This is a genomic window from Agromyces sp. NPDC057865 (assembly GCF_042796995.1).
In the GTDB taxonomy this organism is placed as follows: domain Bacteria; phylum Actinomycetota; class Actinomycetes; order Actinomycetales; family Microbacteriaceae; genus Agromyces.
Genome location: NZ_JBHVMJ010000004.1, coordinates 13600 through 27154 on the forward strand (window position 1 = coordinate 13600; position 13555 = coordinate 27154).

A 13555-nucleotide genomic window follows, 5' to 3' on the forward strand; every position below is an offset into this window, starting at 1 on the left:
AACGGGCGGCGGTCAGTCGCGGCCGGTCAGTCCCCAGGCGTCCTCGTCGGAGTCCCCGTCGACCTCCTCGAGGCCCTCGGAGCTGCGGCCCACGGGGTCGTCGTAGCGGTCGTCGACGGCCTGCTCGGCGGCCGCGTGGGCGGCGGCCGACGCACTCATGCCCGATCCGGCCGCAGCGGATGCCCCGCCGCCGGCGCCGCCCGCGGGCTCCTCGCCGCGCAGCCTCGCGAGCACGCCGGGCAGCTGCTCGGCCGTGACGAGCACGTCGCGGGCCTTCGATCCCTCGGACGGCCCGACGATCTCGCGCGACTCCAGCAGGTCCATGAGGCGCCCGGCCTTCGCGAAGCCCACGCGGAGCTTGCGCTGCAGCATCGAGGTCGAGCCGAACTGGGTCGACACCACGAGCTCGGCGGCGGCGAGCAGCAGCTCGAGGTCGTCGCCGATGTCCGCGTCGATCTCCTTGCGTTCGACGGCGGCCGCGACATCCTGCCGGTACTCGGGCCGTGCCTGCCGCGTGACGTGCGTGACGACCTTCTCGATCTCGGCCTCGCTCACCCAGGCGCCCTGCACGCGGATCGGCTTCGACGCCCCCATCGGGAGGAAGAGGCCGTCGCCCTGGCCGATGAGCTTGTCGGCGCCGGGCTGGTCGAGGATGACGCGGGAGTCGGTGACGCTCGTCACGGCGAACGCGAGGCGCGACGGCACGTTGGCCTTGATGAGGCCCGTGACCACATCGACCGACGGACGCTGGGTCGCGAGCACGAGGTGGATGCCCGAGGCGCGAGCGAGCTGGGTGATGCGCACGATCGAGTCCTCGACGTCGCGCGGGGCGACCATCATGAGGTCGGCGAGCTCGTCGACCACGACGAGGAGGTACGGGTACGGCTTGAGCTTGCGCTCGGAGCCGGCCGGCAGCACGATCTCGTCGTTGACGACGGCCTTGTTGAAGTCGTCGATGTGGCGGAAGCCGAACGACGCGAGGTCGTCGTACCGCATGTCCATCTCCTTCACGACCCACTGCAGCGCCTCGGCGGCCTTCTTGGGGTTCGTGATGATGGGCGTGATGAGGTGCGGCACGCCGCCGTAGGGCGCGAGCTCGACGCGCTTCGGGTCGATGAGCACCATGCGCACGTCGGCGGGCTTCGCCCGCATGAGCAGCGACGTGATCATCGAGTTCACGAAGCTCGACTTGCCCGAGCCGGTCGAGCCTGCGACGAGGAGGTGCGGCATCTTCGCGAGGTTCGCGACGACGTAGCCGCCGCCGACGTCCTTGCCGACGCCGATGGTCATCGGGTGCTTGGCGTTCGCCGACGCGCCCGACCGCAGCACGTCGCCGAGTGTCACGATCTCGCGGTCGGCGTTGGGGATCTCGACGCCGATCGCGCTCTTGCCGGGGATCGGCGAGAGGATGCGCACCTCGTTCGAGGCCACCGCGTAGGAGAGGTTCTTCGACAGCGCCGTGACCCGCTCGACCTTGACGCCGGGACCGAGCTCGATCTCGTACTGCGTCACCGTCGGGCCGCGCGAGAAGCCCGTGACCTTCGCGTCGACCTGGAACTGCTCGAGCACGCCCGTGATCTGGCGCACCACGTCGTCGTTCGCCGCCGAGCGCGACTTCGCGGGCGCACCGGCCGCGAGGGTCGATGAGGCCGGCAGGTGGTAGGGGCGCTCGGGCTCGGATGCCGCGGGCTCGCCGAGCGCGGCATCCGCACCGCCTGGCGCCCCCGGCTCGCCGTCGCCGGGCTCGTCGAACACCGAGAGCACGTTCGTCGCGCCGGCGTCGTCGCCGCGGAGGCCGGTGCCTCCGCGCGGCACGTCGCCGGTGAACGACTGGAGCGCCGACTCGGCGCGCTCGAGGTCGCCCATGACCTCGGTGCTGTAGGCGCCCGCGCCGCCGACGCCCTCGAGCGGCGACTCGAAGCTGCCCGCGGCGGATCCGGGGCCGAACACCTCGGTGATGCCGTCGACGCCGCCGGCCGCGAACGCGGGGTCCTCCTCGCGGTTGGACGCGTTGCGGCGCCACCACGGCACGAGGCCGCCCCGCTCTCCGTCGGCGTCGTCAATCCCGTCGAGCTCGGTCTGGACCGACTTGCCCTTGCGGCGCGACGCCTTGGCGTCGGCGGCCTCCTCGTCGCGCTCGGGTGCGCCGAAGAGCCAGACGTACAGCTCGCGGAAGCGCGCCGGGATCCGGTTCGGCGGAGTCTTCGTGATGATGAGGAGCGACAGCAGCAGGAGCAGCACGATGACGATCACCGCGCCGACCTCGGTGATGAGGAGGATCAGCGGCTGCGCCAGCATCCATCCCAGGATGCCGCCCGCACGGGCGAGGACCGCCATGCCCTGGCTCGGCTCGGGCTGCCCGCCGAACAGGTGGCAGAGCCCCGAGACGGTGAGCAGCAGCAGTCCGAGCCCGATGCCGATGCGGGTGTTGTCGTGCACCGAGCTCGGATGCCGGAACAGCCAGACCGCGAACAGCAGCATGATGACGGGCAGCGCGAACGCGACGCGTCCGAAGAGGCCGCCGAACGTCCAGGCGTCGAACGTCTGCGCGACCGGGTCGTTGATGAAGAACCACTCGACGACGGCGCCCGCGATGGCCAGCAGCACGATGAAGAAGGGGAGGCCGTCGCGACGCTCCTCCTTCGCGAGCGTCTCGGGGCCGAGCGCGCGCGCGGCACCGCCCGTGAGGTGGGCGAGGCCCATCCAGGCGCGCACGAAGACGTTGGGACCGTCGGACGGCGCCTTGGCCGGCTTCGCCTTCGAGGCGGCGGCACGCCCCGTGCTGCTCGACCCGCGGGCCGTCGTCGCCGGCAGCTTCTTCGTCGGCGCCGTCTTGGAGCTCGAGCCGCGCCCGGACGCGCCCGAGGCACGCCCGTTCGACCTGGTGCTCGTAGCCATGTCCCCAACGTTACGGCCGACGGGCGACGCGCGCCGACAGGACGCGGCGCATGTCCGCGATCAGCGAAGCCGCCGCACCATCGTGTCGCGCCCACTGCCGGTGCCGACGACGGTGAAGCCCTCCGAGCGGTAGAGCGCCTCGGCGAAGTTGCCGTGCTCCACGCTCAGCGTCAGCCGGGCGAATCCGGCCGAGCGCGCGGCATCCGCCAGCGACTGCAGCAGCGCACGACCGACGCCCTGCGCGCGCCAGAGCGGACGCACCCCGATGATGAGCTCGGGCACGCCGCTGCCGATGAAGCCGTGCGCCGGGGCATCCGCGGCGAAGAGCCGGTACCAGGCCGCGCCGACGGGCTTGCCGTCGCGGTCGAGGGCGACGACGCCCTGGTCGGACGGACGCTGCCAGCCCGCGATGTAGCCGCGGTAGGCGGGGTCGGCGAGCACGACCGGGCGGGGCCGGGTGATCCCCGCCCGCCAGTTCGCCGCCTCGACCACCATGTCCGCGAGGAACGCGCCGTCGCCGGAGATGGCCGGGCGGATGGTGAAGTCCGCCATGCGCGGATGCTACGCCGGGCGTGTTTCCGCGGTGTTTCTCCCCCTGGTCCCTCCGACGGCCCGCTACGCCTCGATGACGAGCGGGACGAGCATCGGCCGCCGCCGCAGCCGCCGGTTCACCCACGTGCCGACCGTGCGTCGCACCGTCTGCTGCAGCGCGTGCTGGTCGCGGACGCCGTTCTGCGCCGCCTCGAGCAGGGCCGCCGAGATCTTCGGCTTGACCTCCTCGAACACGGCGTCGTCCTCGGCGAAGCCACGGGCGTGGATCTCGGGGCCGACGATGATGCGGCCCGTCGAGGCGTCCACGACGATGATGACCGAGATGAAGCCCTCCTCGCCGAGGATGCGTCGGTCCTTGAGGTCGGCGTCGGTGATCTCGCCGACCGTGGAGCCGTCGACGTAGACGAAGCCGAGGTCGAGCTGCCCCGTCACCCGCACGACGCCGTCGCGCAGGTCGTAGACCGTGCCGTTCTCGCCGATGAACGTGTTCGCCTCGGGGATGCCCGTGTCCTGCGCGAGCTTGGCGTTCGCGAACAGGTGCCGGTACTCGCCGTGGATCGGGAGGACGTTGCGCGGCTTCAGGATGTTGTAGCAGTAGAGGAGCTCCCCCGCCGCCGCATGGCCAGAGACGTGCACCTTCGCGTTGCCCTTGTGCACGACGTTGGCGCCGAGCTTCGTGAGCCCGTCGATCACGCGGTACACCGCGTTCTCGTTGCCCGGGATGAGGCTCGAGGCGAGGATGACCGTGTCGCCCTCGCCGATCTCGATCTGGTGGTCGCGGTTCGCCATGCGGCTCAGGACCGCCATCGGCTCGCCCTGCGACCCGGTCGACATGTAGACGATCTCGTCGTCGGGGATGTCGCCGGCCTTCTTGTAGTCGACGAGCACGCCCTCGGGCACCTTGAGGTAGCCGAGCTCGGCGGCGATCGTCATGTTGCGCACCATGCTGCGCCCGAGGAGCGCGACGCGCCGGCCGTTGAAGGCGGCGGCGTCGAGCACCTGCTGCACACGGTGAACGTGGCTCGAGAAGCTCGCGACGATGACACGACGCGGCGAGCGCGCGATGACCTCGTCGAGCACGGGGCCGATCGAGCGCTCGAGCGGGGTGAAGCCCGGGACATCCGCGTTGGTGGAATCGACCATGAAGAGGTCGACGCCCTCTTCGCCGAGGCGTGCGAACTCGCGCAGGTCGGTGAGCCGGCCGTCGAGCGGCAGCTGGTCCATCTTGAAGTCGCCGGTGGCGAGGACGGTGCCCGCGCTCGTCTTGATGGCCACGGCGAGCGCGTCGGGGATGGAGTGGTTCACCGCGATGAACTCGAGGTCGAACGGGCCGATCCGCTCGCGCTGCCCCTCGCGCACGGTGAGCGTGTAGGGCTGGATGCGGTGCTCCTTGAGCTTCGCCTCGACGAGCGCGAGCGTGAGCGTCGAGCCGATGAGCGGGATGTCGCGGCGCAGGCGGAGGAGATACGGCACGGAGCCGATGTGGTCCTCGTGGCCGTGCGTGAGCACGACGCCCACGATGTCGTCGAGCCGCTCCCGGAGGAACCCGAAGTCGGGCAGGATCAGGTCCACGCCGGGCTGGTGCTCCTCGGGGAAGAGCACGCCGCAGTCGACGATGAGGATCTTGCCGTCGATCTCGTAGCTCGTCATGTTGCGGCCGACCTCGCCGAGGCCGCCGATGGGGATGATGCGCAGGGTCCCCGGATCGAGCGGCTCGGGTTCGATGACGACGTCGGGCATGGGCCCTCCTTACGTTGCGGTGTTCAGTTCGTGCGGGCCTTCACGGCTCCGCGGATGCCTCGTGGCGCGCGTCAGCGCGTCGTGCCCGCGACCTTCGGCAGCGCGCCGCCGGCGGCGGCGTTGCGGTCGGGGCGGAAGTTGTGGAAGTCGGCGCCGGGGATGCCCTGGACGAGGTCGATCTCGTCCTCGATGAGGGCGGCCTCCCACTCCTCGGGGCCGACGAGCGGCAGGCGCACGCGCGGGCTGCCGATGCGGCCGAGCCCGTGCAGGATGTACTTCGCCGCGACCGTGCCCGGCACGTGCGTCATGACCGCGCGCACGAGCGGTTCGAGCCGCTGGTGCTCGGCCGTGGCCGTCGTCAGGTCGCCCGCGTTCACGGCGTCCACGATGGTGCGGTAGGGCGCCGGCGCGATGTTCGCGGTGACGCCGATGAGCCCGGTGGCGCCGATCGCGAGGTGCGGCAGAACGTTCGCGTCGTCGCCCGAGAAGTACATGAGGTCGGTCTGGTTGAGCACGCGGCTGACCTCGCTGAAGTCGCCCTTGGCGTCCTTGATGGCGAGGATGTTCGGGTGCTTCGCGAGCCGCAGGATCGTCTCGTACTTGATGGGCACGCCCGTGCGCCCGGGGATGTCGTAGAGGATGACCGGGAGGTCCGTGGCATCCGCCACCAGCCGGAAGTGCGTGAGGATGCCCGCCTGCGTGGGCTTGTTGTAGTACGGCGTGACGATCATGATGCCGTCGGCGCCGACCCGCTCGCTGTGCTTGTAGAGCTCGATCGCGTGCGCGGTCTCGTTCGAGCCGCCGCCCGTGATGATCTTCGCGCGCCCCGCCGCGACGTCCTTGCCGACCTCGACGAGGCGGATCTTCTCGGGGTCGGTGAGCGTCGACGTCTCCCCCGTCGTGCCCGTGACCACGATGCCGTCGGCGCCCGCGGTGATGACGTCGTCGATGTGCTTCTCGACCCCGGGCCAATCGACCTCGCCGTCCGCCGTCATCGGCGTGACGAGCGCGACGAGCACCTGTCCGAAGGGGTTGTCCTGAGTCACGTGCTCAAGGCTATCGGGTCGAGCGGATGCCGCGCGGCCCCGCGACGCCGTGGGCACCACGCCCGGTCAGATGCAGGCCGCGGTCGAGCTTGGCGAGGATCGCCGCCTCGACGAGCGGCCAGTCGTGGACGACGAGCGCGTAGTCGAATCGCAACGTGTCGAATCCATGCGCGGCGGCGACCGCACCCCGCACGAGATCGCGATGGCGCTTCGGCGCTTCCTCGTGGTTCTGCCGGCCGTCGACCTCGAGGATGAGCCGGTCGCCGAGCACGAAGTCCACGCGGCCGACGCCCGGAACCTGGACCTGCGTATGCAGCGGGATCCCGAGACGGTGCAGGCGGATCCGGAGCAGGGACTCCAGACCGCTCTCGGCGTCACGCCGAGCGAAGTCCACGAGCCATCGTGCGGAGTCCGTGATCCGGCGGCGGAGCTCGTCCCGATCCAGTCGCGTGAGGACACCCTGGTGCAGTGCCGACTCGAGCGCGGCGAAGAACGCGTCCACGCCCTGACATCCGCGGACCTGCAGGAGCGCATCCACCAGCGAGACTTCGGTCGTCGTGCATTCGAGCGCGTTCCAGTGCTGGACGCAGGCGCAGCCGGGATGCCGTCGCGCGTGGCCGTTCGGCGGCAGCGAGACGTGCACGATCTCCGCAAGCGGCATCGCCCAGAGCCCCCGCATCCTCAGGACGGAGACGCACGCGAGGACGCCTCCGTGTCGGAGGGCGATGCGGACCGGCGCGGGGAGGTCGGGATCCGCGTAGGTCCCGGGTCGTACGCGCTCGAGCCCACCCGCGCGGACGGCGTGCCGCAGCATCCGGTCATCGACGCCCGCGCGTATGAGCTGCTCGCGCCGCGCGACCCCGCCGAGCGCGCGGCACACCGCAGCGACCGATCCCGCCGGCCTCTCGCTGCGCATGCCCCGATGGTCCCGGTCGCCGCCCTCGGCCGCGCCGCCGGCGCGAGGCACGTACGACGCCCGCCGACCCGCGGGCGCCTGTCGAGGACGAGTCGCCCGTCAAGGTCTGCGGATATACGATCCGCCACCCCGATGAATCGGGCGGCAGCGCGGCGGGTCGGATCGTATATCCGCCATGTTTGACGCGGGCGCGGGCACGGGCGCGGGCGCGGCACGGGCACGCTCGGGGACGAGCGGCCCCGAGACAGGGCCGGAGGGCGCGATTACGGCTCAGGCGCGGAGGTAGCGCAGGAAGCGGTACTCGAGGCCCGAGCGGGAGGGCAGCCAACCCGTGGCCGGGTCGACGTGGGCGAGGTGCCAGCCGGCGGGGTCGATCGTCGGTGCGGGGGTGTCGCCGGGCTCGGGCACGACCGCGTCGCCGCCGCCTGGGGCGCGCAGCTCGGTCACCTCGAGGCGGTCGGCCGTCGGCATGAGCTGGCCGAAGAGGTCGGCGCCGCCGATGACCCAGATCCAGGGCGGGTCGCCGGCCTCGGCGCGTGCGAGGGCGTCGTCGACGGATGCCGCGCGCATGGCGCCATCCGCTTCCCAGCCGTCGTTGCGGGTCACCACGATGTTGGCCCGCCCGGGCAGTGGGCGGAACCGTGGCGGCAGGGACTCCCACGTGCGGCGGCCCATCACGACGGGCGCGCCGAGCGTGACCTCCTTGAAGTGGGCGAGGTCCTCGGGGACGTGCCACGGCATGCCGCCGTCGCGGCCGATGATTCCCGCGGATTCGGCCCAGATCAGGCCGATGCGCGGCCGGCCGGCATCGACGGGCACTGCCCCCGCGGCATCCGCACCGCCCGTCATACGGCGACGGCCGCGCGGATCGCCGGGTGGTGCTCGTAGCCCTCCACGACGAAGTCGTCGAACTCGTAGTCGAAGATCGAGTCGGGGCGGCGAGCGAAGCGGAGCGTCGGCGCCGGGTACGGGTCGCGGGACAGCTGCTCGGTGACCTGCTCGACGTGGTTGTCGTAGATGTGGCAGTCGCCGCCGGTCCAGACGAAGTCGCCGACCTCGAGGCCGGTCTGCTGCGCCACCATGTGCGTCAGCAGCGCGTAGGACGCGATGTTGAACGGCACGCCCAGGAAGAGGTCGGCGCTGCGCTGGTAGAGCTGGCACGAGAGGCGGCCGTCGGCCACGTAGAACTGGAACAGCGCGTGGCACGGCGCGAGGGCCATGTCGGGGATGTCGGCCGGATTCCAGGCCGAGACGATGAGCCGGCGCGAATCGGGGTTCACCCGGATCTGCTCGATGACCTGGGAGATCTGGTCGATGGTGTCGCCGCCCGGCGTCGGCCACGAGCGCCACTGCACGCCGTAGACGGGGCCGAGCTCGCCCGCGGCATCCGCCCACTCGTCCCAGATGCTGACGCCGTGCTCCTGCAGCCACCGCACGTTGGACTCGCCGCGCAGGAACCAGAGCAGCTCGTACGCGATCGACTTGAAGTGGACGCGCTTCGTCGTGACGAGCGGGAACCCCTGCGCGAGGTCGAACCGCAGCTGCCGGCCGAACACGCTGCGCGTGCCGGTGCCCGTTCGGTCCGTCTTGTGCGTGCCGTGCTCGAGCACGTCGCGGAGGAGGTCTTCGTAGGGCGTGGGGATCGTCGCGGCCATCGCGTCGATGGTAACCCCGGCGTGCGTCATCCGCCGTCATACCGGGCCGGGCGGATGCCGCGTCGGCGTAGCATCCCCGCATGGACTGGCCCGCCGCGCTCATCGCCGCCGTCGCGCTGCCCGCGGCGGCCGCGGCGATCGGCCTCGCGTGGAAGTCGCGCACCGGCCGCGTCCGGACCGTCCGCAGCGCGGGCCGGACCGGCGACGAGGCCGCGGCCCCGACGACCGCCGACGCGGGCCGCGACCTGGGCGTCGCGACCGAGGCGTTCGGCGACTCGGCGACGCTCGTCCAGTTCTCCACCGCCTACTGCAGCCGCTGCCCCGCCACGGCCCGCGAGCTCGCATCGATCGCGCACGACTACGCCGGGGTGCGCCACGTCGAGGTCGACCTCACGCACCGCCCCGACATCGCGGACCGGTTCCGCGTGCTGCAGACGCCCACCACGCTCATCCTCGACGCGCGCGGCGCGACCACGGCACGCATCGCCGGGGTTCCGCGCTCGAACGAGGTGCGCGACCGCCTCGACGAACTCACCGGGAGGACCCGTGTCCCAGCCTGAACCCGCCGGCATCGATCCGCGCGGTCCCCGCTTCACCGCCGGCATCACGGCCGTGCTGCTCCTCGTGGTCGCCGTACTCGGCTTCGGCGGGGCCGACCTGGCCGCGTGGCTCCTGCTCGCGGCCCTCGCCGCCCTGTTCGCCTGGGGCGCGTTCGCCGGGGTCCGGCGGCATCCGTTCGGCCTGCTGTTCAAGCGATTCGTGCGGCCCCGCCTCTCGACGCCCGACGAGCTCGAGGACCCGCGGCCGCCGACCTTCGCCCAGGGCGTCGGGTTCGCGGTGACCGTCGTCGGCGTGCTGCTCGGCGCGATCGGGCTGCCGCTCGCCGTGCCGATCGCGGCGTCGCTGGCGTTCGTCGCGGCCTTCCTCAACGCCGTGTTCGGCTACTGCCTCGGCTGCCAGCTCTACCTGCTGCTGGTGCGCGCCCGAGTCATCCCCAGGACCTGACGACGCCTGCGCCCCCCGGGCTAGGCTGGGATCCCGGCTCGAGGAGGAGGACAACATGGCACTGACGTCTGAAGCGACCACCATCTGGAAGGGCACGCTTTTCGAAGGGTCCGGCGACGTGTCGCTCGACTCGTCGGGGCTCGCGACCTTCGGGGTGAACTGGGACGCTCGGGCGGCAGGCGTGGCGAACACCACCAATCCCGAGGAACTCCTCGCCGCTTCGCATTCGGCGTGCTTCTGCATGGCGCTCTCCCTGGCGCTCGCGCAGGCCGGCCATCCGGCCGACAGCATCCAGGCGACGGCCGCCGTGACGTTCGAGGCGGGGCGCGGCGTGCTCGGCAGCCACCTGCTCGTGAGCGCCCGGGTTCCCGGCATCACCGAGGAGGAGTTCGAGCGCTTCGCCGACGACGCCAAGGCGAACTGCCCCATCTCGCAGGCGCTGTCCATCCCGATCACGATCGAAGCCGAGCTCGCCTGACGTGCGGATCCTCATCGCCGGCGCCTCCGGTTTCATCGGAACGGCCCTCATCGAGCGGCTCACCGCCGAGGGCCACGAGGTCGTGCGATTGGTGCGGCGTCGCGCGCAGGGTCCCGACGAGGCATCCTGGTCGCCGGCCTCGGGCATCATCGACTTCACCGTCATGGACCGGGTCGACGCGGTCGTCAACCTGTCGGGCGCGTCGCTCGCGCGGCTGCCGTGGACGAAGAGCTATCGCGGCGAGATCGTCGACTCCCGGGTGACCGCGACGCGCACGCTCGCCGACGCGATGCGCAAGGCGCGACAGCCCCCCGCGGTGTTCCTCAGCGCGTCCGCCGTCGGGTACTACGGCGACCGTCCCGGCGAGCTGCTCACGGAGTTCTCCAGCGCGGGCTCGGGCTTCCTCGCCGAGGTCGTGCAGCGCTGGGAGGGCGCCGCCACGCTCGCACCCGACGAGACGCGCACGGTCGTGTTCCGCACGGGCATCGTGATCGGCCACGGCGGCGCCATGCAGCGGGTCGGCACCATCACCCGGCTCGGCCTGTCGGGCCGGCTCGGCACGGGCGGCCAGCACTGGCCGTGGATCTCGCTGCACGACGAGGTCGCCGGCATCGCGCACCTGCTCACGTCGCACGTCTCGGGGGCCGTGAACCTCTCCGGCCCGACGCCGGCGACGGCCGATCGCGTGATGACCGCGATGGCCGAGCGGATGCACCGCCCCTACACGTTCACCGTGCCCGAGCGCATGCTCGAGCTCGCGCTCGGCCGCGCCGCCGACGAGCTGCTGCTCTCCAGCCAGAAGGTGCGGCCGCAGCGCCTGATCGACGACGGCTTCCGCTTCGAGCACGTGACCGTCGAGTCGGCGCTCGACGCGATGCTCAGCGCTCCGAGCGCTCGAGCGTGATCGCGCGCCGCACGGCGCTTCGCGCCCGGCGACGGTCGCCCGCGGCGTCGTAGGCGAGGCCGAGCCGCAGCCACGCCCGCCAGGAATCGGGCTCGGCCTCGGCCGCCTCGCGGAATGCGGGGAACGCGGCATCCGCACCGGCGCGCTCTGCCCGGCCGCTCGGGGTGGTCGGGATGCCGAGGTCGAGCCCGTCCTCGGCCTCCAGGCGGCGCATGAGCGCCTGCGAGCGCACGCCGAACGCGATCTCGCGCCACAGCGCCCACGCCGCGATGACCGGCAGCACGATGAGCGCGATGCCGATGCCGACCGCGACCGGTTCCCCCGTGGCGACGAACTGCACCGCCCGCCAGCCGACGAGCACGAGGTAGATCGCGAGCAGCACCCCCATGAGGATGGCGCCCGCACGCGTCGTCACGGGGCGCCCGGGAGCCCGAGGTCGAGCAGCGCGTCGAGGCCGACGGTGACCCCCGTGGCCGACGGCGCGCGTCGCAGTGCGAGGAGGATGCCCTGCTCGTACGCCGACGACGACACGGTCGAGTGCGCGATCGTGAGCGTCTCCCCGTCGCCGCCGAGCACCACGCGCTGCTCGGCGAGCAGTCCGTTGAGGCGGAGGCTGTGCACGGGCACGCCCGAGACGAGCTGGCCGCGGGCGCGCTGGTCGGCGTGCGGCGCGGACACGGGGCCGATCGCGGCGCGGGCCTCGCCGATGAGCTCGGCCGTGCGCACCGCGGTGCCCGACGGGGAGTCGACCTTGCCCGCGTGGTGCGCCTCGACGATCTCGATCGAGTCGAAGAAGCGCGCCGCGAGCGCCGCGAAGGCGGTGCCGAGCACGCTGCCGATCGAGAAGTTCGGGATGAACAGCACGGCGCCCGCGTCGTCGTGCCCGCGCACGAACTGCGCGATCTCGGCGATGCGGTCGTGCGACCACCCGGACGTGCCCACGACGATCGGGATGCCGGCGCCCGTCGCGAACTCCACGACGCCCGCGCTGGCCGCGGGGTGCGTGACATCGAGGGCGACGTCGGCGCCGAGCATCTCGTCGAGCTCCGAGCTCGAGTCGAGTGCCGCGTGCAGTTCGAGGTCGTCGGATGCCTCGATGAGGTCGATCGCCAAGCGTCCCATCTTGCCCGTGGCTCCGGCCACGGCGACCCGTATCGTCACGTGCTTCACCCTAGCAAGGGCGGTCGGATGGCCCGTCCGCCCGCCCTAGGCTGGGGCCATGCGGTTCCGAGAAGTCGACGTCACGAGCGCCGAGGCGCTCGTCCTGCTCGATGCGTACTTCGCCGAGCGTGCGGCCGGATTCCCGGCGGAGCAGGGCGAGTACCGTCCCACGTATCCCACGTCCGAGCAGTTCACGCGGCCGGCGGGCGTGTTCCTCGTCGTCGAGGACGATGCCGGCGAGGTCATCGGCTGCGGCGGCGTGCGCCGTATCCAGCGCCGACCCGAGACCTACGAGGTGCGCTTCGAGGTGAAGCACCTGTGGCTCGCGCCGAACGCTCGAGGCAAGGGCGCGGGGCGACAGCTCCTCCATGAGCTCGAGCGTCGCGCGATCGGGTTCGGCGCGCAGGAGCTCGTGCTCGACACGAATGCGAGCCTCGAGGCCGCGGGCGGGCTCTATCGCTCGAGCGGCTACGTCGAGGTCGAGCCGTACAACGCGAACCCGAACGCCACGCACTGGTACGGCAAGCGGGTCGGCTGAGCGGGTCGCGAGGCCGCGGGGGTCGGGGCCGGGCCCGCGCTACAGGGCGTACTGCTCGGGCAGCCCGGTGCGCAGCTCGGGCGGCAGGTGCGCCAGGTCGTTGTGCACCATGAGGCTCCACGGCCGCCCGCTCTTCTGCGTGAGCACCGTGAGCCCGCAGTTCGCCTGGTTGATCGAGAGCCAGCGCCAGTCGGGCGCCCCGAGCGCCTCGCGCACGAGCCAGGCGATCACGAAGTTGTGGGTGATGAGGAGGTCGTGCCGGTCCTCGCGGTGCGACCGCAGGAACTCCGCCGCGGCATCCGCCATCTGGGCGCTGCCGGCCTCGATCTGGGCCTCGGTGACCGACCCGAAGAACCCCTCGTAGACCTTCGGCGTCTCGGGCGCCGGACCCGACGGGATGCAGTCGAACAGCAGCGCCGAGGGCTCGGGCTCGAGGGCCGGCATCTTCGCGGCGATGATCGCGGCGGTCTCGGCGGCGCGCTGCAGCGGCGAGTGCCACGCGTGGTCGAACGGCACGCCACCGAGGCGTTCGCCCAGCAGCTCCGCCTGGCGGCGCCCGCGCGGGGAGAGGGGTCCGTCGGGCATGCCGTGCTCCGCGTCGAGCTGCTCGCCGTGGCGGACGAGGTAGAGGTGGTGTGGCACGGTCCTGCTTTCCTGTGCTG

The 13555-nt window shown here is 72.1% G+C and carries 15 protein-coding genes; 5 read left to right on the forward strand and 10 right to left on the reverse strand.

The features are described from left to right. Positions 1–12: 12 nt before the first annotated feature. The 7 genes from ACFVN5_RS17820 to ACFVN5_RS17850 form a co-directional block, all read right to left on the reverse strand. Positions 13–2898 (reverse strand): DNA translocase FtsK, encoded by a 2886-nt coding sequence (locus tag ACFVN5_RS17820; RefSeq protein ID WP_376956872.1) that lies wholly within the window; start codon positions 2896–2898, stop codon positions 13–15. Positions 2899–2958: 60 nt separating this feature from the next. Continuing rightward, the gene (locus ACFVN5_RS17825; RefSeq protein WP_376956874.1) at positions 2959–3450 is read right to left on the reverse strand and encodes a GNAT family N-acetyltransferase; all 492 of its coding nucleotides are present in this window, start codon (positions 3448–3450) and stop codon (positions 2959–2961) included. Between the two features lie 63 nt (positions 3451–3513). Beyond that, a complete protein-coding gene (locus ACFVN5_RS17830) occupies positions 3514–5190 on the reverse strand; it encodes a ribonuclease J (protein ID WP_376956876.1) in 1677 nt (558 codons plus the stop codon). 71 nt (positions 5191–5261) lie between these two features. Continuing rightward, a complete protein-coding gene (gene dapA / locus ACFVN5_RS17835) occupies positions 5262–6236 on the reverse strand; it encodes a 4-hydroxy-tetrahydrodipicolinate synthase (RefSeq protein WP_376956878.1) in 975 nt (324 codons plus the stop codon). A 10-nt stretch (positions 6237–6246) separates the two neighbouring features. Then, complete coding sequence (locus tag ACFVN5_RS17840; protein WP_376956880.1) at positions 6247–7152, reverse strand: type IV toxin-antitoxin system AbiEi family antitoxin domain-containing protein; 906 nt, start codon at positions 7150–7152, stop codon at positions 6247–6249. A gap of 270 nt (positions 7153–7422) precedes the next feature. Next, positions 7423–8001: a dihydrofolate reductase gene (locus ACFVN5_RS17845; RefSeq protein WP_376956882.1), complete on the reverse strand. Its 579-nt coding sequence runs from the start codon at positions 7999–8001 to the stop codon at positions 7423–7425. Next, a complete protein-coding gene (locus ACFVN5_RS17850; RefSeq protein ID WP_376956884.1) occupies positions 7998–8807 on the reverse strand; it encodes a thymidylate synthase in 810 nt (269 codons plus the stop codon). Before ACFVN5_RS17850 ends, ACFVN5_RS17845 begins: the two co-directional genes overlap by 4 nt. A gap of 80 nt (positions 8808–8887) precedes the next feature. Here ACFVN5_RS17850 and ACFVN5_RS17855 point away from each other — a divergent pair, with 80 nt between their 5' ends. From ACFVN5_RS17855 to ACFVN5_RS17870, 4 genes are read left to right on the forward strand one after another with little or no spacing between them, the layout of a single operon-like run. After that, positions 8888–9367: a TlpA family protein disulfide reductase gene (locus tag ACFVN5_RS17855; protein WP_376956886.1), complete on the forward strand. Its 480-nt coding sequence runs from the start codon at positions 8888–8890 to the stop codon at positions 9365–9367. Further along, entirely contained in the window at positions 9354–9812 is a 459-nt protein-coding gene (locus ACFVN5_RS17860; protein WP_376956888.1) for a DUF4395 domain-containing protein, read from the forward strand. The genes ACFVN5_RS17855 and ACFVN5_RS17860 overlap by 14 nt, the downstream gene beginning before the upstream one ends. Before the next feature lie 55 nt (positions 9813–9867). Then, positions 9868–10290: an OsmC family peroxiredoxin gene (locus ACFVN5_RS17865; protein ID WP_376956889.1), complete on the forward strand. Its 423-nt coding sequence runs from the start codon at positions 9868–9870 to the stop codon at positions 10288–10290. 1 nt (position 10291) lies between these two features. After that, positions 10292–11194 (forward strand): TIGR01777 family oxidoreductase, encoded by a 903-nt coding sequence (locus tag ACFVN5_RS17870; RefSeq protein ID WP_376956891.1) that lies wholly within the window; start codon positions 10292–10294, stop codon positions 11192–11194. Here ACFVN5_RS17870 and ACFVN5_RS17875 read toward each other — a convergent pair. Beyond that, complete coding sequence (locus ACFVN5_RS17875) at positions 11169–11609, reverse strand: hypothetical protein (protein ID WP_376956893.1); 441 nt, start codon at positions 11607–11609, stop codon at positions 11169–11171. The two genes, ACFVN5_RS17870 and ACFVN5_RS17875, sit on opposite strands and share 26 nt — an antisense overlap. After that, positions 11606–12355: a 4-hydroxy-tetrahydrodipicolinate reductase gene (gene dapB, locus ACFVN5_RS17880; protein WP_376956894.1), complete on the reverse strand. Its 750-nt coding sequence runs from the start codon at positions 12353–12355 to the stop codon at positions 11606–11608. Before dapB ends, ACFVN5_RS17875 begins: the two co-directional genes overlap by 4 nt. Positions 12356–12413: 58 nt before the next feature. Here dapB and ACFVN5_RS17885 point away from each other — a divergent pair, with 58 nt between their 5' ends. After that, the gene (locus tag ACFVN5_RS17885; protein ID WP_376956896.1) at positions 12414–12893 is read left to right on the forward strand and encodes a GNAT family N-acetyltransferase; all 480 of its coding nucleotides are present in this window, start codon (positions 12414–12416) and stop codon (positions 12891–12893) included. A 39-nt stretch (positions 12894–12932) separates the two neighbouring features. Here the strand turns inward: ACFVN5_RS17885 and ACFVN5_RS17890 are convergent, their stop codons facing one another. Next, positions 12933–13535, reverse strand: coding sequence for a histidine phosphatase family protein (locus tag ACFVN5_RS17890; RefSeq protein ID WP_376956898.1), 603 nt, complete (start codon positions 13533–13535; stop codon positions 12933–12935). Between the last annotated feature and the right edge of the window lie 20 nt (positions 13536–13555).

Coding starts and splice junctions, on each gene's coding strand:
- ACFVN5_RS17820 (WP_376956872.1), bottom strand. CDS start 2,898: ATGGCTACGAGCACCAGGTCGAACGGGCGTGCCTCGGGCGCGTCCGGG.
- ACFVN5_RS17825 (WP_376956874.1), bottom strand. CDS start 3,450: ATGGCGGACTTCACCATCCGCCCGGCCATCTCCGGCGACGGCGCGTTC.
- ACFVN5_RS17830 (WP_376956876.1), bottom strand. CDS start 5,190: ATGCCCGACGTCGTCATCGAACCCGAGCCGCTCGATCCGGGGACCCTG.
- ACFVN5_RS17840 (WP_376956880.1), bottom strand. CDS start 7,152: ATGCGCAGCGAGAGGCCGGCGGGATCGGTCGCTGCGGTGTGCCGCGCG.
- ACFVN5_RS17845 (WP_376956882.1), bottom strand. CDS start 8,001: ATGACGGGCGGTGCGGATGCCGCGGGGGCAGTGCCCGTCGATGCCGGC.
- ACFVN5_RS17850 (WP_376956884.1), bottom strand. CDS start 8,807: ATGGCCGCGACGATCCCCACGCCCTACGAAGACCTCCTCCGCGACGTG.
- ACFVN5_RS17855 (WP_376956886.1), top strand. CDS start 8,888: ATGGACTGGCCCGCCGCGCTCATCGCCGCCGTCGCGCTGCCCGCGGCG.
- ACFVN5_RS17865 (WP_376956889.1), top strand. CDS start 9,868: ATGGCACTGACGTCTGAAGCGACCACCATCTGGAAGGGCACGCTTTTC.
- ACFVN5_RS17885 (WP_376956896.1), top strand. CDS start 12,414: ATGCGGTTCCGAGAAGTCGACGTCACGAGCGCCGAGGCGCTCGTCCTG.